Annotated in this window: 15 protein-coding genes; 5 read left to right on the top strand and 10 right to left on the bottom strand. The window is 64.4% G+C overall.

All coding sequences use genetic code 11. From position 1 onward, the window contains the following. Window positions 1-59 precede the first annotated feature (59 nt). From rsgA to GEV02_RS30255, 3 genes are read right to left on the bottom strand one after another with little or no spacing between them, the layout of a single operon-like run. Window positions 60-968 carry a ribosome small subunit-dependent GTPase A gene (gene rsgA / locus GEV02_RS30265; protein ID WP_152841518.1) on the bottom strand — a complete coding sequence of 303 codons (909 nt, stop codon included), beginning with the start codon at window positions 966-968 and terminating at the stop codon, window positions 60-62. Further along, on the bottom strand, window positions 965-1,333 hold the full coding sequence (locus GEV02_RS30260; protein ID WP_152841517.1) for a 4a-hydroxytetrahydrobiopterin dehydratase: 369 nt from the start codon (window positions 1,331-1,333) through the stop codon (window positions 965-967). Before GEV02_RS30260 ends, rsgA begins: the two co-directional genes overlap by 4 nt. Beyond that, window positions 1,330-2,598 (bottom strand): M48 family metallopeptidase, encoded by a 1,269-nt coding sequence (locus GEV02_RS30255; RefSeq protein ID WP_152841516.1) that lies wholly within the window; start codon window positions 2,596-2,598, stop codon window positions 1,330-1,332. The genes GEV02_RS30260 and GEV02_RS30255 overlap by 4 nt, the downstream gene beginning before the upstream one ends. A gap of 53 nt (window positions 2,599-2,651) precedes the next feature. Between GEV02_RS30255 and orn the strand changes: the two genes are divergently transcribed. Beyond that, window positions 2,652-3,248: an oligoribonuclease gene (gene orn, locus GEV02_RS30250; RefSeq protein WP_008446597.1), complete on the top strand. Its 597-nt coding sequence runs from the start codon at window positions 2,652-2,654 to the stop codon at window positions 3,246-3,248. A gap of 129 nt (window positions 3,249-3,377) precedes the next feature. On the opposite strand, the gene GEV02_RS30245 is transcribed toward orn, so the two are convergent. Continuing rightward, window positions 3,378-6,275 carry a TonB-dependent receptor domain-containing protein gene (locus GEV02_RS30245; RefSeq protein ID WP_174999412.1) on the bottom strand — a complete coding sequence of 966 codons (2,898 nt, stop codon included), beginning with the start codon at window positions 6,273-6,275 and terminating at the stop codon, window positions 3,378-3,380. A 302-nt stretch (window positions 6,276-6,577) separates the two neighbouring features. Between GEV02_RS30245 and GEV02_RS30240 the strand changes: the two genes are divergently transcribed. Continuing rightward, on the top strand, window positions 6,578-7,570 hold the full coding sequence (locus GEV02_RS30240) for a DUF1176 domain-containing protein (RefSeq protein ID WP_235923076.1): 993 nt from the start codon (window positions 6,578-6,580) through the stop codon (window positions 7,568-7,570). An 89-nt stretch (window positions 7,571-7,659) separates the two neighbouring features. Next, on the top strand, window positions 7,660-8,640 hold the full coding sequence (locus GEV02_RS30235) for a hypothetical protein (RefSeq protein WP_152841513.1): 981 nt from the start codon (window positions 7,660-7,662) through the stop codon (window positions 8,638-8,640). Here GEV02_RS30235 and GEV02_RS30230 read toward each other — a convergent pair. The 6 genes from GEV02_RS30230 to GEV02_RS30205 form a co-directional block, all read right to left on the bottom strand. Beyond that, a complete protein-coding gene (locus GEV02_RS30230) occupies window positions 8,607-10,325 on the bottom strand; it encodes a sensor histidine kinase (protein WP_152841512.1) in 1,719 nt (572 codons plus the stop codon). The genes GEV02_RS30235 and GEV02_RS30230 overlap by 34 nt on opposite strands. Window positions 10,326-10,370: 45 nt before the next feature. Then, window positions 10,371-11,096, bottom strand: coding sequence for a substrate-binding periplasmic protein (locus tag GEV02_RS30225; protein WP_152841511.1), 726 nt, complete (start codon window positions 11,094-11,096; stop codon window positions 10,371-10,373). 174 nt (window positions 11,097-11,270) lie between these two features. Then, on the bottom strand, window positions 11,271-12,653 hold the full coding sequence (locus GEV02_RS30220; RefSeq protein WP_152841510.1) for a DUF1501 domain-containing protein: 1,383 nt from the start codon (window positions 12,651-12,653) through the stop codon (window positions 11,271-11,273). 9 nt (window positions 12,654-12,662) lie between these two features. Then, on the bottom strand, window positions 12,663-14,582 hold the full coding sequence (locus tag GEV02_RS30215; RefSeq protein ID WP_174999410.1) for a DUF1800 domain-containing protein: 1,920 nt from the start codon (window positions 14,580-14,582) through the stop codon (window positions 12,663-12,665). A 143-nt stretch (window positions 14,583-14,725) separates the two neighbouring features. Next, entirely contained in the window at window positions 14,726-15,574 is an 849-nt protein-coding gene (locus GEV02_RS30210) for a carboxylesterase family protein (RefSeq protein WP_152841508.1), read from the bottom strand. A gap of 4 nt (window positions 15,575-15,578) precedes the next feature. Beyond that, window positions 15,579-16,274 (bottom strand): UPF0149 family protein, encoded by a 696-nt coding sequence (locus tag GEV02_RS30205; protein ID WP_152841507.1) that lies wholly within the window; start codon window positions 16,272-16,274, stop codon window positions 15,579-15,581. Window positions 16,275-16,337: 63 nt separating this feature from the next. Here GEV02_RS30205 and GEV02_RS30200 point away from each other — a divergent pair, with 63 nt between their 5' ends. Both GEV02_RS30200 and GEV02_RS30195 read left to right on the top strand, forming a co-directional pair. Further along, window positions 16,338-17,426: a serine/threonine protein kinase gene (locus GEV02_RS30200; RefSeq protein ID WP_152841506.1), complete on the top strand. Its 1,089-nt coding sequence runs from the start codon at window positions 16,338-16,340 to the stop codon at window positions 17,424-17,426. Window positions 17,427-17,541: 115 nt separating this feature from the next. Continuing rightward, window positions 17,542-19,863 (top strand): coiled-coil domain-containing protein, encoded by a 2,322-nt coding sequence (locus GEV02_RS30195; RefSeq protein WP_152841505.1) that lies wholly within the window; start codon window positions 17,542-17,544, stop codon window positions 19,861-19,863. Window positions 19,864-19,902: the final 39 nt, after the last annotated feature.

Below are 19,902 nucleotides of genomic sequence, written 5' to 3'. Positions count from 1 at the left end.
CCTTGGGGAATTATAGTCCCCAAATGCTAGTTGTGCGTGTGCTACAAGAATTGTTTTTTTTAATAGAGGGTTTGTGACGATTCATGCAACAGCTGGCCATACAAAGTGTGGCGCATTTTGGCAATCTTGCCTTCGGCGACAGCGCTCAGGATCGCGCATTGCGGCTCGATCAGGTGGCGGCAGTTGTAGAACTTGCACTGGCCCAGATACGGTTCGAAATCGACGAAGGCGCGCTCCAGCATGCCTTCGCTGAGGTGGTACAGGCCGAACTCCTGGAAGCCGGGCGAATCGATGATCGACGAGCCTGGCCCCAGTTCGGGCAGCTGGTACAGGCGGGTGAAGGTGGTGGTGTGCTTGCCGGTGTCGAGCGCGGCGGAGATCTCGCGCACGGCGATGTCGGCGTCCGGCACCAGCAGGTTGATCAGCGAGGACTTGCCCATGCCCGACTGGCCGATCAGGATCGACGATTGGCCGGCCAGCAGCGGCTTCAGCACTTCCATGGCCTCGTCCGGCCGCGCCTTGGCCGACACCTCGTGCACCGGATAGCCCAGCGAGGCATACGGTTGCAGGCGTTCGCGGGTGCGCTCCAGCGATTCGGTGACGTCGGTCTTGTTGAGGATCAGGCGGGCGGTGATGCCGGCCGCCTCGGCCGCCACCAGCGAGCGCGACACCAGATCGTCGGCGAAGCCGGGCTCAGTGGCGACGACGATGAACAGCTGCGTCAGGTTGGCCGCCAGCAGCTTGGACTTGTACTGGTCCGAGCGGTAGAGCAGGGTCTGGCGTTCGGCGATCTTGTCGATCACGCCCTGGTCGGGCGAGGTCAGCGTGATGTGCACGATGTCGCCGACGGCGACGTTGGTCTTCTTGCCGCGCGTGACGCATTGCAGCTTGACGCCGTCCGCCTCGGCCAGGTAGTGGCGGCCGTGGGCGGCGATGATGGTGGCGCTCAGTTGGGCGGCTTTGCTCATTGCTTCACCGCCGCCGAATGGAACAGCAGGCCGGCCTTGGCCGCGCAGATGAAGTCGTTGATCGACAGGCCGCCCTGGCCATTGTTGACCGAGTGGGTGTCGTAGCGGACGATGCAGTTTTTGTAAGTCACGGTCATTTCCGGGTGATGGTCTTCGGCGTGGCTCAGGTAGGCCAGCGCGTTGACGAAGGCCATGGTGCGATAGTAGTTGGTGAAGCCGAAGGTGCGGACCAGCTTGCCGTTTTCGAGCGACCAGCCGGGCAGCAGCGCCGCCAGGCGCGCGGCCTCGCCGGCGCTGAGCGCGTCCTTGGCCGGGTGGCAGTTGTGGCTCAGCAGCTCGGCCGCGGTGGCGATCGCGGCGGTCATGCGGCCGCCGCGTGCAAGTGACGGATGCGCACGCTGGCCGGCGGGTGCGAGTCGTAGAAGGCCGAGTGCAGCGGGTCCGGCGTCAGGGTCGAGGCGTTGTCCTCGTACATCTTGACCAGCGCCGACACCAGGTCGCGGGCGTCGGTGTGCTGGGCGGCGAAGGCGTCCGCTTCGAATTCGTGCTTGCGCGAGCTGATCGAGGTCAACGGGCCGAACAGGAAGGTGAACACCGGCAGCGCCAGCATGAACAGCAGCAGCACCATGGCGTCGTTGCCCTGGCCCGGCAGCAGCAGTGGATCGACGCCGAGGCCGGTGTAGAACCACAGCTGGGTCTTCAGGTAGCCCAGCAGCGCCAGGAAGGCCAGCGAAATCGCGAACATCATCGTGATGCGCTTGATGATGTGCTTGAGCTTGAAGTGGCCCAGCTCGTGCGCCAGCACCGCCTCGATTTCCTGCGGTTGCAGGCGCGACAGCAGGGTGTCGAAGAACACGATGCGCTTGTTGGCGCCGAAGCCGGAGAAGTAGGCGTTGCCGTGGGCGCTGCGCTTGGAGCCGTCCATCACGAACAAGCCCTTGGAGGCGAAGCCGACGCGGCTCATCAAGCCTTCGATGCGGGCCTTCAGCGACTGGTCTTCCAGCGGCGTGAACTTGTTGAACAGCGGCGCGATCACGGTCGGGAACAGCACCATCATCAGCAGCTGGAAGCCGCTCCACACCAGCCAGGCGTACAGCCACCACAGGTTGCCGGATTTTTCCATCAGCGTCAGCATGACCCACACCAGCGGCAGGCCGATGGCCGCGCCCAGCAGCACGCCCTTGACCGTGTCGGCGAAGAACAGGCCGCGGCTCATCTTGTTGAAGCCGAAGCGCTGCTCCAGGCCGAATTGCTTGTAATAGTCGAACGGCAGGTCGATGACGCCGGATACGGCGGCGAAGGCCGCCAGCAGCGCCAGCTGGTAGACCATGCCGGGGCCGGTCAGCTTGAACAGCTCGACCGACAGCCATTGCAGGCCGCCCAGCAGCGTGAAGCCGACCAGCACGACGGTGTTGACCAGCAGCGTCAGCAGGCCGAATTTGGTGCGGGCGACGGTATAGTCGGCGGCCTTCTGGTGGGCGGCCAGGGGGATTTTCTCGGCGAATTCGGCCGGCACGGCGCTGCGGTGCGCCAGCACATGGCGGATATGGCGCGAGGCCAGCCAGAAGCGCACGATCAGCGTCAAAACGATGAAAGATACAAACAAAATCGAAAACGCGAGTGAATACATTCTATGCCTGTGAGAAAATGGCGGATTCGGATAAATTGAGCCAAGAGAGAATTATGTCACAAGCTAATGAATTGCCAGAAGGTTCCGCACCCGAGGCCGTCACCCCGCGCCAGAATGAATTCAACCTGGTGTGGGTCGACATGGAAATGACCGGCCTGGAGCCGGACACCGACCGCATCATCGAAGTCGCCGTGGTCATCACCGACATGCACCTGAACGTGCTGGCCGAAGGTCCGGTGTTCGCCATCCACCAGAGCGACGAAACGCTGGACAAGATGGATGCCTGGAACAAGGGCACGCACGGCCGCTCGGGCCTGATCGACCGCGTCAAGGCGTCGACCGTGAGCGAAGCCGAGGCGGAAGAGGAGCTGATCAAGTTCATGAAACAGTGGGTGCCTAAGGGTAAAGCGCCGATGTGCGGCAACACCATCGGCCAGGACCGCCGCTTCATGGTGCGCTACATGCCCAAGCTGGAAGCGTATTTCCACTACCGGAATATCGACGTCTCCACGCTGAAAGAGCTGTGCAAGCGCTGGAAACCGGAAATCGTCGGCGGCTTCAAGAAGCACCAGAAGCACACCGCGATGGCCGACATCATCGAGTCCATCGACGAGCTGAAATATTACCGCGAGCACTTCATCAAGCTGTAAGCTGCGCGCAACGCCCAAAACAGGTTCCCTTCGAACCTGTTTTTTTTCGTCCGCACACGGCAGGGACCGACGAAAAAAAAACCAGGCACGGCGTGCCTGGTTTTTCTGGAGCTCAGTCCCGCAACACGATCAATAGAAGGTGTAGTTGGCGCTGAAGGTGAAGTAACGGCCTTGGTTGCTATGCAAGCCTTCGTTGTAGCCCGCCAGTGGCGACGCTGCAGTGCTCACGCCGGAACGTGGATCGTACGGCGCCTTTTTGTCGAACAGATTCTGAATATTCAGACTGAGCGACAGGTTCTTGAAGCCAGTGTAGGTGTAACCCACGCCCACCGTGGTCCAGCTGTTGACCGCGCAGTCCGGATAGTAGGCCTCGTACAGCGGCACAGTGGCGTCGCGATCCGGCTCGGCATCGGTCGGCTTCGGCGTGCCGTAGTGGCAGAACGGCTGCGCGAACGTATCCTTGCCGTCATAGCGGCGCAGCAGCGACACCGGCCCCACGTAGTTGACGGTGGCGGAAACGGCATGGTCGCCGAGGGTCCACGAGGTCGACAGGGAGCTCTTCCAGCGCGGGATGTCCAGACTGCTGCTCAGCGACCAGTCGGTGATGCCGGCGCTGCTGCCTGACAGGTCGTGCTCGATATCGCCATCCTTGGCAGCGATGGTGTAGCGCGAGGTGTAAGTCGAGCTCAATTTGCTGTTGAACGTGCCCCACGCGCCCAGATTCGCGCGATGGCGCAGTTCAAGGTCGATACCGCGCACTTCGCTCGCACCCTGGTTGATCCATGGCTCGCGGACCATCAGCAACGGACCGGAGTTCGGTACCGGCTTGCCGTTGGCGTCGGTGACCCAGTTGACCGGGTTAGGATCGCGCACGATGTTGCCCGGATTCTGGTCTTCATTCTTCAGCGCGTCAAAAGCCGAACCAAGGATCACTTCACCGGTCTTGCGGATGCGCCACATATCGATCACCACGTCGATATTGCTGGTCGGCGAGATAATCACGCCCAGCGAGTAGCTCTTGGATTTTTCCGGTACCAGATTAGGATTGGCGCCGCCGGTGCCCGCCGCCGACTTGTTGCAATCGACCTCGGTGGCGCCCGGTTTCGGCGTGCTCTCGTCGGTTTCGCAACGGCGTGGATCGTAAATATTGTTGAGGAAGAACTGCGCGCCGCCCGGTGTCACCTGGGTCAGGCCAGGTGCGCGGAAGCCACGCGCATAGGTGCCGCGCAGGGCGACTGATTCGGCCAGCGTCCATTTGCCGCCAACCTTGGGCACGAAGTTGGTCTTGATGCCCGGGTATTTGTCGACACGGCCGGCGAAATCGAATTCCAGGTTCTTCAGCAGCGGCGTGCGCAGCTCGACGAACGCCGACTTGACGTCGCGCTGGCCGTCGATGACGGTGTTGGCCAAGCCGAAGATCTGGCCGGAAGCGACCAGCGGATCAGGATTCAGTTGGATCTTTTCGCGACGCACCTCGGTGCCCAGCGCCAGCGCCAGCGGACCGCCCGGCAAGCTGCCGAACTCGGTGCTGGCCTTGGCATCCCACTGCAGGATGGAAGCCTTGTTGTCGCTGGCGACATCGTGCGACAGCGTCGGATCGGCAGCCAGCGCGGCCAGCGAGGTGCCGCTGTTGAGCTTGCGCAGCGTCGGCAGGTAGAGGCGGCCGTAGGTGATGTCGTCCTTGGTCGACTGGTTCCACAGCAGGCCGGTGCTCCAGTCCCAGTTGGACAAGCGGCCTTCCAGGCCGACCAGGGCACGTACGCCCTTGTTGATGTTCTGGGTGCCGCCGCGCAGGTTTTCAAAGCGGTAGCCAATCGAGGAGCGCGCATTCGGGAATGGATTGTCCGGATGGCCGATCTCCAGGATCGCCTGGAACGGCGCGCCAGTACCGGTCGCCGTGAAGTTGGTCGTTGACGACTGGCCCAGCGTAATCGGCGCGGCGGTGTAGTTGCGCTCGGTGCGGCTGAAGGCCACCTCGGCGAACGCGCGGGTATCGGCGCCGAGCTTGAGGACGCCGCGGCTCATGATATTGCCGTCGTTGCCGGCGCTTTGCGCTTCCAGGAACTGGGTGGCGTCGTAGTTACAGAAGGTGCGGCCGATGAACACGCTGGCCTTCGACAGGCCCATGGCGCGGCTGCCCACCAGTTGCTGCGACGGATCGCAGTCGGTGCGCGTCACCAGCCGGGTGGCGGCGTTCGCTTGCGACACGCCGAAATCGGCCGACCCTGGCGACTTTTCGCGATAGAACGATGCGTGGCTGGACGTCGTGCTGCCGTAGTTGGTGGCGAAGCGGCCGTTGAGCAGCTTGTATTGATCGACTTCGATATCGGTGGCGTCGGCGCGCTTGACGCGGTCGCGCTTGGAGATGTCGGCGGCGATGAACACGTTGTAGCCGTCTTTGTCGATGTCGCCCTTGCCCCAGAACGCGCTGGCGCCGCGCTTGCCAAAGCGGCGGTCGTCGTTGGCGCCGGCGCGAACGCCGAGTTGCAGGCCTTCGTAGTTGCTCTTGGTGATGAAATTGATGACGCCGCCAATCGCGTCGGAGCCGTACACGGCCGAAGCGCCATCCTTGAGTATCTCCACCCGGTCCAGTGCCGACAGTGGAATGCTGTTCAGGTCATACAGCGTCGAATTGCCGTCGTTCGGGTCGGCATATGCCGACGGCGTCATGCGGCGGCCGTTGAGCAGGATCAGGGTCGAGGTCGACGATAGGCCGCGCAGCGAAGCGGTGGAGACGCCACGCGAGAAACCGCCGTCGTTGGTGTCATAGTTGTTGTCGGTACCCATCGATGGCACAGTGCGCATCAGTTCGGCGACCGTGGCGGCGCCGCTCATTTTGATGTCCAGCGCGGTGATGACTTGAACCGGCGATTCACCTTCCTTGCCCACGCGCTTCAGGTTGGAGCCGGTAATGTAGACTGTGTCGATTTCCTTGCCCGCGGCTTGCTGGGCGTGGATGGCAGGCGCGTAGACCAGCGCAAGCGCGATGGCAACGGCACTGCGGTTCAGATTCCTATGATTTTGCAAGTTTTCCCCCGATATTGGTTTTTTTAAAGCAAAAGTAACTCTACGTAAATTTTCACAGGCCCGATTGCCATAAGATGAAACTTTTAGTAGATCCCTAAATCTCTCACGAACCAGCTTATCTGTGAAACAAGATTTCATTCTTTGCTAATCTGAAAAGCAAATTAGGTCGTTAACTGTTGCGGAAAAGTCAAATGAAAGCCGGCAGCCCTCCGGCCTTTCGAATGGCAGGCCGGTGGAGAGTCTTGTCGTTCAGCCAATATCTCGTTTAATTTCCATGGGAAGAGTCGGATGTGATGAAAAAAATGAAATTAGTTCTGGTGATGCTGGCGCTGGCCGGCGCATCCACGGCCGAAGCGATGCGTTTCGGCGTCAAGGATTGGGAAGTCGTCTGCGACAACACGCGCCGCTGCGAGGCGGTCGGCTATCAGACGGACGAGTCCGGCAGCGCGCCGGTGGCGCTGTGGCTGGGGCGCGATGCGGGCGCGGGCGCCGCGCTGGAGGCCAAGCTGAGCGTCGTCACCGCCGACGACAAGGATGCCGGCCCGCTGACCATGGTGGTCGGCAAGCTGACGCTGGCCGGCCTGAAGGCCGACACGGCGCTGACGGCGGAGCAGATCGCGCGCCTGATGCCGCAGCTGCTGGATGCGGAGACGGCCAAGGTGTCGGACGGCAAGGGGCATTGGCTGCTGTCGCTGGCCGGGCTGAATGCGGCCTTGCTGAAGATGGACGACCATCAGGGGCGGGTGGGCACGACCACGGCGCTGGCCAAGCCGGGCACGCGTGCCGCCAGCACGGTGCTGCCGCCGCTGCCGGCGCCGACCGTGCGCGCGCTGGCGATGCCGCCGGCGCAAAAGGGCGACGACCGGCTGCTGGCCGCGATCGCCAAGACCATCCCGGTTGGCGACTGCAGTGTCGATTTCAGGAGCGAGGAGGCCGCGTACAACTCCGGCGCCTACCGCCTGCCCGGCGGCAAAGTGCTGCTGGTGCTGGAATGCGAGCGCGCCGCGTATCAATCGTCGTTTAGCGTGTGGATCGCCGGCGACAAGCCGCCGTACGCCGCCAAGCGCCTGACTTTGCCGGGCCTGGAAGGCAGCGATGTGATGAATGCGTCGTTCGAGAACGGCAAGCTCAATAGCTACGCCAAAGGGCGCGGGGTGTACGATTGCGGCACGGCCTGGGACTGGATGTGGACGGCGCAAGGCTTCCAGCTGGTCGATGTGGCGGAGTCCAATCTGTGCCGTGGCATGCCGGGCGGCTTCATGTTGCGCGAGTGGACGGCCACGGTGGTGAAGTGATTTTCCTCGCGCAGCCGTGCGCCGTGCCTTTCCATTTAATATTATTATTCTGCAAATATTAAATTGTCATCCCCTTTGCAGGAAACTTTATGTCCGACCTTCTCGAACCCGGCCTTGCCGAAAATCCTACCACCCAGAGCCCGCCGCCACAGCCGCCGAAGCGCCGCAAGTGGGGGCGTTATGTGCTGTACGCGCTGGCGGTGCTGGGCGTGCTGATGATCGCGCTGCTGGTTGCGGCGTTCTTCAAGGCCAACAGCGAGCCGCAACTGATAAAGATCGACGAGACCGCCTCCATCGACGAGGCGATGACGCGCACCTACGGCAAATACTCGCCGGAGAAAAAGGGGTGGGTGTATGTGGACGAGACCAACGATCCCTTCGTGGTGCGGGTGATCCAGCAGGCCAAGATCGAGGCGGTGGGCGCCAGCGACGAACTGTATTTCGCTGTCAGCGGCACCTCGCTCAAGGGTGATGGCCGCAACTTCTACGGCGTGTTCCTGATACGCGCGGACAGCAAGCCTGGCGGCGGTCTGGTCGAGATCAGCTCGCCGTACCGCTACGAGAGCGACGTGGCGGTGACGCCGGAGAAGGTGCGTTTTGAAGCCTTGTCCGAGCGCACCTGGGGCTGGGTGCTGAAGGTGCAGAACGGCACGCGGCCGAAGGCGGAGCAGGTCATGGTCAGCAATGTGATGCTGGCGCCGCACGGTGACGAGATCGCCTTGCTGGCGCGCTTCAAGGCTTCGGTGGATGCCGAGCCGGCCGACTGCGCGCAGGCCAACGCCGACCACGAGACGTGGCGCAAGGCGGTGGAAGCGATGGGCGCCCAGGAGCACACCAGCGAACAGGAATTGCACGAAGCGGAAACGATGGATGACACCGAACCGCTGCGTTGCGAGCGCAGCCGCTGGACCTATCGCACCGCCGACGTCATCGGCCCGCTGCCCGGTCCGTTGACGGTCAGCGTCAAAGGCAGCCAGTACGGCGTCGCGATGGAAGCGAAAACCTGGAAGCTGATGTTCGACGGCAAAGCCTTTGCCTACAACGTTCCTGACGAATTGGCGGTCGAGTAAGGCGCCGTCAGCGGCAAGTGCAAGATGAAGGTGGTGCCACCGCCGGCCTGGCTGACGACGCGGATTTTCCCGCCCAGCAGGCCGGTGACGATGTTGTGGCTGATGTTCAGGCCCAGGCCGGAACTGCCAGCGCCCAGCTTGGTCGTGAAGAAGGGATCGTAGATGCGACCAATGTGCTCGGCGGCGATGCCTACGCCGTCGTCGCTGATCCGCAATTCCAGCCAGCCCGGCTCGGCCGGCGCGGCGTCGATCGTGATGGTGCCACGGCTGCGGCCTTCAAAACCATGCACGATGGCGTTGTTGACCAGGTTGATGAGCACCTGGCCGATGGGACCGGGATAGCTGTCCATGTCGATGTCGCCAGGTATGGACTGCTCGACGTTGAAGGCGGTCTTGTTGATCGTCGGTAGCAGCGCCTTGATGTTCTCCGATACCACGGACGCCAGCAGGAAGCGGCGTCGCTGCGAGCTGGTCTGGTCGACCGCCACTTGCTTGAAGCTGGTGACCAGCTCGGCCGAGCGCGCGATATTGCGCACCACCAGTTCCGTGATTTGCGACATGTCGCTGATGTAGGCTTCGGTGGTGCGGCGCGTCAGGCCGCTGCTGTAGTCGCTGGAAAACTGGCGGGTCTTGTCGACCAACACGGTGGCCGCCAGCAGGCCGTTGCCGATCGGCGTATTCAATTCATGAGCGACCCCGGCCACCAATGAACCCAGCGCCGCCAGCTTTTCACTGTTGACCAGTTCATCCTGCGCGATGCGCAGCGTGTCCAGCGCTTGCGCCAGATCCTTGTTGGCTGTCACCAGGTCGGCGGTGCGCTCGGCCACGCGCCGCTCCAGCGTTTCGTTGAGCTGGCGGGTGGCGGTCTGCTCCACCTGCAGCTGCCGGTACAGCTGCTCGTTCTCCGCCACCGAGGCCTTGATGTTGGCCACCATTTCGTTGAGCTTGTTGGTCAGCTGATGCAGCTCGTGCTGGCCGCGGTCGTTCAGCACGAAGACGCGGTCGCCCAGGTTGTCGATATTCAGCTGGCCGACGAACTGGCTCAACTGGCGCAAAGGCTGGCCGAGGTAGCGCCGCACCACAAACAGGAAGATGAACCACAGCGCGCAAGTCTTGATGACCGAGTTCACCAGGATCAGGAAGAAGCCATACTCGACCTGCTTGACGATGATGCGCTGGTTCGAATACACGGTCCACGTGCCGATCACGCGCGACTGGCCGTTCTCGTCGTTGTAGACGATGGGGAAGTCCTGGCTGAACACTTCGGCGAACAGCGCGTCGCTGTCGGGCTCCGGCCGCAGCTGGCCGTCGGCGCCGGCGTGCAGCTTGGCGCCGCCTTCGAGCACGGTGCCGACGGCGCGCACCAGCTTGCCGTGATCGTCGGCCACCTTGATGCCGGCCACCACCGGCAGCTCGCTCATGCCGGACAGGATGCCGCGCAGGATGTCTTCGTTGAAGCGCCACATGGCGTCGGCGATGCCGGGGCCGAAGGTTTGCTGCATGGCGCGGATCTCCAGCACCACGCGCTCCTTGGTGTGCTTGTATTCGGCCGCCAGTTGCACCAGCGTCACCACCACCGTCACCAGGAAGTAGCAGCAGAAGATAATCCGCAGCAGGCGCGCGGCGATCGAGTCGCCGGACAGCAGCGGCGCGGCAGGCGGGGCTTCACCGTTGGGTGATCTCATACCGATCTTGGCTGGCAGTGCTTGCACATGGCCTCCGTGGGCATCTCAGAACCAGACGGCTTCAATTGCCTTGTAGCGGCCGCTGTCGCGGAGGATGGCGTAACCGCGATTGAATTTCTGCAGATATTTGGCGCCGTCCGGCCCCGTCTTGCTGAAGGCGATGAACAGGCCGGGCGTGGCGACCGTGCCCACCAGTTTGAACTTGCCGCCGAACTCGGCCGCCTCCTTGGTGAACAGGGCTTTGGCGATGCGCTCTTCGGCCGCCATGTACTGGATGCGGCCGGCCAGCAGCATCCGGAATCCTTGCACGTTCTTGTCGACGATGCGGCGCACGATCTTGGTGTTCAGATCGAACTCGTCGCCGTACTCGTAGCCGCGCTCAACCCCAACGGTCTTGCCTTCCAGCTGACGCGCGCCCATGCCGCTTTCGCGCGAATCGCTCAGCGCGTACACATTCATGTGGGTGGTGAACAGCGGATGGTCGTGCCACAGGAAGCTGCCGCCTATCATGGCATTGGGCACGGCGTCGAAGCAGCCGACCAGGCGGCCGCGGCGGGTATCGTCCAGGCAGCGGGCGTAGGGCAGCACTTCGAAATTGACGGTGACGCCGACCGCCGCAAAGGCTTCGCGGATGACGTCAACCGCGAAGCCGCGCGCGCTGCGTTCCACCGCAGACGAGTACGGCGCCCAGTCGTCTTCCGCGCCGAGCGTGATGGTTTCCGCCGAACTCAGGCGGCAAGCCAGGAGCAGGCAGCAAAACAGGTATTTCATCCGTCCCTCCCGCATGCACACCGACCCCATGCTGGTCCTCAATTGATAGCATCATTTCACTATAGCAGGGTTGTTTTGCTGACGGGAATGTAGTTTTTGCCCAGGGCAGGAATGTTAAAAAATCGCGACAAATGATGAGGGAGTGGCAACGGTACCACTCCCCGTCGTGGCGGCTCAGCCCAGCATGAAGCCCAGGTCGGCCTGCGGGAAATTGACCAGTTCGTCCTTGAATACTTGATTTTGCAGCATGTCCGCATCGGCGCCGAACCAGCGGCCCAGCGTGGCGCCGTACTGCTGGTTGGAGAACTGCGGTATCCACGCGCCGCGCCCGGTGGCGTCGTCCTTGCCGCCGAGTGTGAAATCGGGGAACTGGCCGTACAGGCCGCCCTTGACCGCCGCGCCCACCACCAGGTGGTGATTGCCCCACGCATGGTCGGTGCCGCCGCTGTTGGGCTGCAAGGTACGGCCGAACTCGGACATCGTGAAACTGGTCACTTGCTGCTGCGCGTGGATTTCCGACAGCGCCAGCTGGAAGGCGGCCAGCGCCTGCGATACCTGGCGCAGCATGTCGAACTGCTGGTAAGCCTGGCCGCCGTGCGTGTCGAAGCCGCCCTGCGAGACGAAGTACACCTGCCGCCCCGGCCCTTGCTGCGAGCGGATGCGTATCAGCTGCGCGACCGTCTTCAGCTGCTGGCCAAGCGAGGTGCCGGGGAACACGGTGGACAGCGGCGTGCCGGAGTTGGCTTGCTTGAGGTCCGTCACCAGGTCCATGCCGTTCAGCAGCGCCTTGTTGGCGGCGCTGGCGATCAGGTTGGGATTCTGCGCCGACAGGATCTGCACCAGCGCCGCGCGCCGCGCATCGGCTTCCTTCTGCGGCCAGAAGTTCATGCCGGCCAGGTCGAGCTGGCCGTTGCCCGGCAACAGATTGCCGTGGGTGCTGGCGCCTTCGACAAACAGGCCGCCGGCGCCGACCGCGATCGCGTCCAGATGGCCGCCGGTGCCGAGCACATCGACCAGCCGTCCGCCCCAGCCGGTGGCGGCGGAAGAGGGCGTGCCGGCCTGGTTCTGGATGGTCTGGTCGGGATGCGAAAACAGTTGCGCCGGTACGCCGGCGCCGGCCAGGTATTGCGCCTTGCTCAGCGGCTGGCGCAGGCTGCCGACGTTGAGGATGGCGGCCACCAGGCCCTGGCCGTACAACGCGTCCAGCTCCGGCATGCCGTAGTGGAAGCCGAATGGCTGCGTCACTGGATTCGACGTGGCCTGCAGGGTGGCGCTGCGCGCGGCCAGCAGCGTGTTGGCTGCGCTCGATAGCGCCAGGCCGTGGCTGCCGCGTATGGCGTTGTATTGCGCGTAGCGGGTGCTGTCGAGCGGCACGATCATATTGTTGCCGTCGTTACCGCCGAACATGTACAGGCAGACCAGTGCCTTGTAGTCGGTGACGGCGGCGCGGGCCGGTGCGGCCACGCCGGCCAGACCGAGTGCGGAGAGTGCGCCCATCAAACCGGTCTGTGCGCTGGCGCCGAGGAAGCGGCGGCGGGTGGTGGAGTGCTTGGTCATGGTCGGTCCTTATTGTGCGACGGCGAATTCGGCGCTGATGGCGGCGAGGTAGAGCGCGGTGATGGCGCGCTGGCGCGGGTCGGAGGAGGCGTTGATGGCGCCGCCTATCGCTTGCCGCGCCGTGGCCGACATGCGGCCCGCGAGCAAGGTGGCGTCGACCAGGTTGATCAGCGCGGTGGCGTCGCCGGCCACGCTGACGAAGGGCGCGATGTCGACGTTGACCATGCCCTTGTACTCGCCGGAGATGAACTTGTACAGGAAGTTGGCGCGCGCCACGGCCAGGCTGGGCGCGTACAGCTGGAACTCGGGGCCGTAGTATTGCGGCGAGCCGGGCAGGCGCGTCATCGGTGAGTAGAAGTTGAACACGCTCGGCGCGGCGGTGATCTTCTGGCCCAGCAGGAAGTAATCCCAGAACAGGTTGCGCGGATCGGCGATGCTCGCGCCCAGGGTGCGGAACAGGCCGAGCGATTGCAGCATCGGGTCTTTCAGGTGGCCTTGCGTGGCGGCCGGCTTGTCCTGGCGTGCTTCGGGATCGGTGAGCACGGCGGTCAGCGTCGCTTGCAGGTCGCCGCGTCCGGCCGTGCCGTAGGCGAACACGTCGGCCACGCGGGTGATGTAGGCGGGGCTTGGGTTGCTGGTGACGAAGGCGCGTATCAAACGCGTGGCGATGAAGGGCGGCAGGTTGGGGTGCTGGAACAGGTTCTGCATCACGCCGTCCAGATCCTGCACGGTGGTCTGGCCTGCGGGCAGCACCGCGCCCAGCAGCAGTGTCTTGCTGCCCTTGTCGTGGAATTTGTCGCGTGGTTGCAGCGGGCCGGTGAAGTTTTCCCAGTTGATGCCGGTGGCGCTGCTGCCCGGGTAGGTCCAGCCGCTTAGCGCGCGCGCGAAGTCGCTGATGCGGGCCTGGTCGTAGGTGGGGATGGGATCGCCGTTGCGGTCGGTCTGCGCGCTGCCGTCCTGGTTCAGCAGGATCGGGCCCAGCGTGAATAGCTGCATCACTTCGCGGGCGTAGTTTTCGTTCGGCGATGGCGTGATGCTGTTGCCGAGGTCGAGGTATTTGCCCATCGCCGGATTGAGCGTCATCTCGCGCAGCAGCGTGTTGAAGTTGCCGAAGGCGTTGTTGGAGATCGTGGTCAGCCAAGGCTGGATTTCGTTGGCGTAGGGGTTCTTGTCGGCCGAAATGACGAACAACTGCGACAGGGCGAAGATCATGCGCTGGCGCAGTTGATCCGGGCCGGTGGCCATGTTCTTGTACCAGGTGTTTTGCAGCAGGGTCATGTCCGTCGTGACCGGGATGGCGCTGGCCGGCATGGCGAATTGCTGCTTGAGCCAGACGGCCGAACCGTTGGCCTTGATCGCGGCCACGTCGGCCGGCGTGGCGCCGAAGGTCGCTTGCTCCAGCAGGCGCACGGCGCTGATTTTGGCTGCGTCCGGCGCGGGCTGCTGGCCGATCGGTGGCGGGACCGGCGAGGGCGTTGGCGTCGGCGTGGGGGCTGGCGACGGAGTCGGAGTCGGCGTTGGGCTCGGGCTCGGCTCGGGCGACGGCGTTGGAGTGGGCGTTGGTGTCGGCGTGGCCGCCTTCTTCAGCGTCAGCGTGGTGCTGGCGGACAGGTTGGCGCCGACCTTGGCGTCCTTGGTGGTGGTGCCGGTGATCGTGATGACCACGTTGGACGGCAGCACCGTCGGCGCGATGTACTCGCCATTCTGCGAATTGAGTCTGCCGTAGGTGGCGTTGCCGCCGGGGATGCCGTTGACGGCGAAATTCATGTAGACGCCCTGGCCGTCGACTTTGCCGAGGAACCAGACTTTGCTGCCCAGCGCGACCGGGCCTCTGGCGGTGCTTTCGACGGTGGCGGTGGCGGCCCACACCGAGCCGCTCAGGCTCAGCAGGCAGGCAACGGGCCAGATACGTGTTGGTAAAAATGACATCGACTTCTCCCATTGTTTTTTTAAGCGACGGAAGTCACCTGGCAACATCTATGCCATGCGCTAAGTGCTTGATTTGCGTGGGGAGGCGACGAAATTTGTCGATGCCGGACAAAAATTGTCAGGCCGCACGCTGACAATTTTTGTCAGCGCGCCTTGTGTTGGGCGAACAGCCAGTCGCGCCAGACCGGGGAGAGCAGCATGTCGGGCGGCACCATGTGCTCCATGCCCTGATACTCGATGAAACGCGCCTTGGCGCCGCCCGGCTGGCGCTGCAAGGCGGCGAACATTGCGCGGTCGGCTTCGATGGAGTTCTCGGTATCGGCATTGCCGTGGACCAGCAGCAGCGGCAAGTCCTTCAGCTGTGCGGCGGCGGCGCGTTCCGGCGCGATGCCGGAGAAGGCCGCGGCGGCGGCGAACATGCTGGTGTTCTTCAGCACCGCCTGGGTGGCGGCGGATGCGCCCATCGAGAAGCCGGTCACGTAGATGCGGTCGGTGTCGATGGCGAACTGTGGTTTCAATTGCTCCACCAGCGCGAGCAGGGTGGGCAGGTTGGGGCCGGGCTGGGCGGCCGGCAGGCTATCCACGGCGGATGGCTTGTAGTTGGCGCTGCGCTCGGCAAATTGCGGCGCCAGCACGTAGGCGGGGAAGCGCTTGCGGATCGCCGGTGCGGACCAGGACATGGCCAATGCGCCCAGTTGGCGGATGTTGTCGTTGCCTATCGCGCCGGAACCGTGCAGCACGATGACCAGCGGATAGCGCTTGCCGTCCTGCACAGTGGCGGGCGGCATCAGCCGATAGCCCAGCTTGCCGGTTGGGCCGGCGTAGCTGCCGTTGAGGAAAACGTCGTGGTCCAGGGAGTGCAGCAGGGCCGCATCGGAGGCCTGGCTGGCGGGCGTGGTGCGGTCGCGGACCAGCTCCGGCTGCGCGGCGGACGCGCAGGTCGCCGCCAGCAGCGCCGTCGCCAGCGCGAGGACTACACCACGCAAGGTCATCGGCTTATTCGGCCGCGTCCGCGCCGTGGCACTTCTTGTACTTCTTGCCGCTGCCGCAAGGGCAGTCGTCGTTGCGGCCGACTTTAGGCTCTTCGCGCACCAGGGTGGTGACGGCCGGCTTGCGGCGCGGTACCCAGAACTTGTAGATGGTCGGCAGGTTGGCTTCCAGTTCCTGCGCCAGCTTGTGCGCCTTGATAGGATCTTCCACCAGCGGCAGTTCTTCTTCCTCGATCTCGTCGGCGCCGAGCAGGTAGATAGGCTTCATCAGTTCCTGCACGTCCGATTCCCAGATCTCGTCCCACGAACCCGGACGCAGCTCCATGCCTTCCCAGAAGCCCCAGCACCAGGCTTCGGCGTCGATCAGGGTCTGGCCTTCGTGCTCGTGCTCGACGAACAGCGGCTCGAATTCCTTCGGCGCCACTTCGAACGTCACCAGCACTTCGTTCATGAAGCGCATGATCAGGTTGAGGATGCGTTCCTCTTCCTTCTCGTTCTTGAATTTCGGGATGTCGGTGTCTTCCTGGCCCCATACGCGCTTCAGCCATTCGGCGGGCATGATGGGTTCCGGGCCGATAGCGATGGCGGTCAGATAGCCGTGCAGCATATCCATCGTCATTGCATCTTCAGGGCTGCGGTCGGACAACAGGAAGTTGTCCAATTCGTCGAATTCTTTTTCGCTCAGTGGCTGGTCGAGTTGCATGGCTTGCTCTTTTTATTGGATTGAAGCCGACAGTATACACGCCGCGCCCCGTACAATGCGGGGATGAACCAAGATCATTTCGACGACGAAGAAGAAGACGCCCGCGCTGCGGCCCTGGCCGCCAGCATGGCCGAGCCGCTGGCGGGGGCGGGCGACAGTCCGCAGGAACAGGCGCCGCATCCGTATTCGGCGCTCAATCCCGAGTGCGTGCTCGACGCGCTCGACAGCATAGGCTTGCGTGGCGACGGTCGCCTGCTGGCGCTGAACAGCTATGAAAACCGCGTTTATCAGGTCGGCATCGAGGACGAGCAGCCGCTGGTGGTGAAGTTCTACCGCCCCGGCCGCTGGAGCGACGCCGCCATCCTCGAAGAGCACGCTTTCACCGAGGAGCTGGCCGCGCGCGAGATTCCGGTGGTGCCGGCGCTGCCGCTGGGGCCGGACCGGGCCACGCTGCATCATTTCAACGGCTTCCGCTTTGCCGTGTTCACCCGCCACGGCGGCCGCGCGCCCGAGCTCAGCGACCCGTCGGTGCTAGAGTGGACCGGGCGCTTCATCGCCCGCATTCACGCGGTGGGCGCGATCAAGCCCTACCAGGAACGCCCGGCGATCGATATCGCCACCTTCGGCACCGAGCCTTGCGAGTATTTGCAGGCCAACCAGTTCATCCCGGCCGATTTGCGGGAGGCCTATGCCAGCGTCTCGGCGCAGGCGCTGGACGGCGTGCGCCGCAGCTACGACCGCGCCGGCGAGCTGCCGCAGCTGCGCCTGCACGGCGACTGCCACGGCGGCAATGTGCTGTGGACCGATGCCGGCCCGCATTTCGTCGACTTCGACGACAGCCGCATGGGGCCGGCGATCCAGGATTTGTGGATGATGTTGTCCGGCGACCGTGCCGACCAGGTGCGCCAGATGTGCGACATCCTGGCCGGCTACGAGGACTTCTGCGAGTTCGACCCGCGCCAGTTGCACTTGGTCGAAGCGCTGCGCACGCTGCGGCTGATCCATTACTCGGCCTGGCTGGCGCGACGCTGGGACGATCCGGCCTTCCCGGTGGCTTTCCCCTGGTTTAACACTCAGCGCTATTGGCAAGACCGCATCCTGGAGTTGAAGGAGCAAATCTCGCTGATGGACGAGCCGCCGCTGCCGATCTAGCGAATTGGCGGGTTTTTCCCGCTCTGCTTGCGGTTCGGTTTGCCTGCCTCCTGCTTGATAATGAGAACTCAGAAGTCTCGGCTGGTGCCGGGACATATCGTCTAGCGAGAACCTCATGCAAGCACAATTGACCAAACAAGACAGCACACAAGACAGCGTCACTCTGCTCCCCATGATGTCGCTGCATGGCACGGACGAACCGACCACCGCCACCCCGACCCCGCGCGCCGCGATGGAAATGAAGGCCATCCAGGAAGCCATCGCCCGGGTCGAAGCCGAAGCCAAGGCCGCCTGCGCCGCCGAGAGCCGCGCCCACGCCGAAGCCCGCGCCCGCGCACTGGCTGAAGACCGCGCCGCCATGGATGCCGCCGCCGCCGCCGTCGCGCTGCAAAATGCGCAAGCGTCGGAAGATGCGATCAGCGCCAACCGCGAGCGCCTCGAATCGCTGCGCGCCGCAGCCCAGGCCAGCGTCGCCCGCCTGGACGCCGTCAAACAGGAAACCGCCGAACTGCGCGCCCGCGTCGAAGCCGACACGCAAATCCGCGTGGCCGCCGAACAGCGCGCCAAGGTCGAGAGCGAAAGCCGCAAGCGCGCGCATGAACAGATCGCCGCCGAATCCGAGCTGGCCGAGCAGGCCGCCCGCGCCGCCGAGGAACTGGCGGCCCAAACCGAACAAGCCCGTCTGCAAGCGGTGGAGCGCGTGGCCGCCGTGCAGGCCGCCAAGGAAGAAGTGGTCGGCATCGCTTCCGCCGATGCGCGCGTGGCGACGCTGGCGCGTGAACGCGAGCGCCACGCCTACGCCGCCCGCCAGACCGCGCAGATGCTGGCGCAAGCCGAAGCCGAAGCGCTGGACCTGACCGTGCAGCGCGAACGCGCCGACCAGATCGCGCTGGAATCGGCCTTCAACCGCGCCGCCGCCGAAGTGCGCGCGCTGGAAGAGGCCCGCGCCCTGGCCCATCTGGAGCAGGAGCGTGAACAGATCGCGCTGGCCAAGGCCGAATCCGAACGCAGCGCCGCGCAATCGCTGCATCTGCGCTTGCAAACCGAAAAAGAAATCCGCGACGCCGCGATCCATCGCGAGCGTCTGGAAATGGTGGCCGCCGCCAGCGCCCAGGCCCGCCGCGACGCGGACGCCAGCATCCTGGCCGCCACCGAAGCGCGTATCGAAGTGGACAGTCAACTGCGCGCCGTCGCACTGGCCCGCGTGCAGGCCGAGCAGGAAGCCGAGCTGCATACCCACGCCAAGGTCGAAGCCGAGGCGCAGGCGCTGGAGCAGGCCAAGCTGCGCCAGGCCGCCGACCAGGCCGCCGCCGAAGCTGCCCGCGCCGATCTGCTGGAACAACAGCGCGCCGCCGAGCAGGCCGAGGAACGCGCCGCGTTGTCGCGCGCAGCCGCCGAGCTGGGGGCGAGCCAGAACGCCGCCGAGCAAAAGGAAATCGCCACGCTGGCGCTGCATGTCGAAGCGCAGAACGCCGCCAGCGCATTGGCGCAGCAGAAAGCCGAGCAGGCCGAGGTGCTGTTGCAGGCCGAGCAGGCGCGTGCCGCCGCCGAGCAGCAAGCCATCGCCGCGCTGAAGGAAAAACTGGAAGCCGAGCAGGACGCCAGCGACGCCGCCCAGCACCGCATCGCCGCCGAACGCGCGCAGACCGAAGCTTATCGTCAGCAGCAGGAAGCCGAGCAGCGCCTGGCCGCCGCCGCCGGCAAGGAAGCCGAAGCCGCACGCATGATGGCGGAGCAGGTCTCGCGGGAAGCCGAGCAGAAAGCCATCGCAGCGCAGGCACTGGCGGCGCAGGCCCGTCTGGCCGTCGAGCTGGGCGTGGTGCACGCGGAGCGTGCGCGCGTCGAGCAGGAGAAGGCTGCGGCTGCGGAAGCGCTGCTGCTGGCGGAACGTGAATTCGTCGAAACCGAACGCCAGTCGCTGGCGCTGATCGACCAGAAGCTGACGCAGCAGCGTTTGACCACGGCCTCGGAAATCCGTGCATCGAAAGCGATCGCCGGCCGTCTGGAAGCGGAGCGGAATGTGGCCACCTGCGCACGTCAGCGCGCCGACGCCGAGCAGGCCGAAGCCGACACCATGCACCAGCGCGAGCTGGCCGAGCAGGCCGCGACGCAGGCCTTGGCCGACAAGGCCGCCGCGCAAGTGGCTCTGTTGGAAACCGCTCAGGCGCACGCCGCGATGCAGCGCAAAGTGGCCGACACCACGGCCGCGATGACCGCCGCCAAGCAGAAGTTGCTGGAACTGGAAACCCGCCGTCACGCCGCCGCGCAAAAAGCGCTGGCAGCGGTGCAGGCCAAGGTGGCCGCTGCGGCTGGTGAATGCAAGCAGGCGGAAGAGGGCGCAGTCGTCGCCACGCTGGACGCCGCCCGCGCCCGCAAGGAAGCCGCCCGTCTGGCCCCGCCGGCCGAAGCCGGCCAAGCCGTCTGGCGCGCCCGCTAACTATGGTCGTTCCCGCGCAGGCGGGAATCCATAGAACGT

It is taken from the genome of Rugamonas aquatica, from assembly GCF_009380215.1.
GTDB lineage: Bacteria > Pseudomonadota > Gammaproteobacteria > Burkholderiales > Burkholderiaceae_D > Rugamonas > Rugamonas aquatica_B.
This window is presented reverse-complemented; position numbering and strand designations above follow the sequence as displayed.

Excerpts from the sequence above, each read along its gene's own strand:
- rsgA (WP_152841518.1), bottom strand. The coding sequence starts at position 968 with ATGAGCAAAGCCGCCCAACTGAGCGCCACCATCATCGCCGCCCACGGC.
- GEV02_RS30260 (WP_152841517.1), bottom strand. The coding sequence starts at position 1,333 with ATGACCGCCGCGATCGCCACCGCGGCCGAGCTGCTGAGCCACAACTGC.
- GEV02_RS30255 (WP_152841516.1), bottom strand. The coding sequence starts at position 2,598 with ATGTATTCACTCGCGTTTTCGATTTTGTTTGTATCTTTCATCGTTTTG.
- orn (WP_008446597.1), top strand. The coding sequence starts at position 2,652 with ATGTCACAAGCTAATGAATTGCCAGAAGGTTCCGCACCCGAGGCCGTC.
- GEV02_RS30240 (WP_235923076.1), top strand. The coding sequence starts at position 6,578 with ATGAAATTAGTTCTGGTGATGCTGGCGCTGGCCGGCGCATCCACGGCC.
- GEV02_RS30235 (WP_152841513.1), top strand. The coding sequence starts at position 7,660 with ATGTCCGACCTTCTCGAACCCGGCCTTGCCGAAAATCCTACCACCCAG.
- GEV02_RS30230 (WP_152841512.1), bottom strand. The coding sequence starts at position 10,325 with ATGAGATCACCCAACGGTGAAGCCCCGCCTGCCGCGCCGCTGCTGTCC.
- GEV02_RS30225 (WP_152841511.1), bottom strand. The coding sequence starts at position 11,096 with ATGAAATACCTGTTTTGCTGCCTGCTCCTGGCTTGCCGCCTGAGTTCG.
- GEV02_RS30220 (WP_152841510.1), bottom strand. The coding sequence starts at position 12,653 with ATGACCAAGCACTCCACCACCCGCCGCCGCTTCCTCGGCGCCAGCGCA.
- GEV02_RS30215 (WP_174999410.1), bottom strand. The coding sequence starts at position 14,582 with ATGTCATTTTTACCAACACGTATCTGGCCCGTTGCCTGCCTGCTGAGC.
- GEV02_RS30210 (WP_152841508.1), bottom strand. The coding sequence starts at position 15,574 with ATGACCTTGCGTGGTGTAGTCCTCGCGCTGGCGACGGCGCTGCTGGCG.
- GEV02_RS30205 (WP_152841507.1), bottom strand. The coding sequence starts at position 16,274 with ATGCAACTCGACCAGCCACTGAGCGAAAAAGAATTCGACGAATTGGAC.
- GEV02_RS30200 (WP_152841506.1), top strand. The coding sequence starts at position 16,338 with ATGAACCAAGATCATTTCGACGACGAAGAAGAAGACGCCCGCGCTGCG.
- GEV02_RS30195 (WP_152841505.1), top strand. The coding sequence starts at position 17,542 with ATGCAAGCACAATTGACCAAACAAGACAGCACACAAGACAGCGTCACT.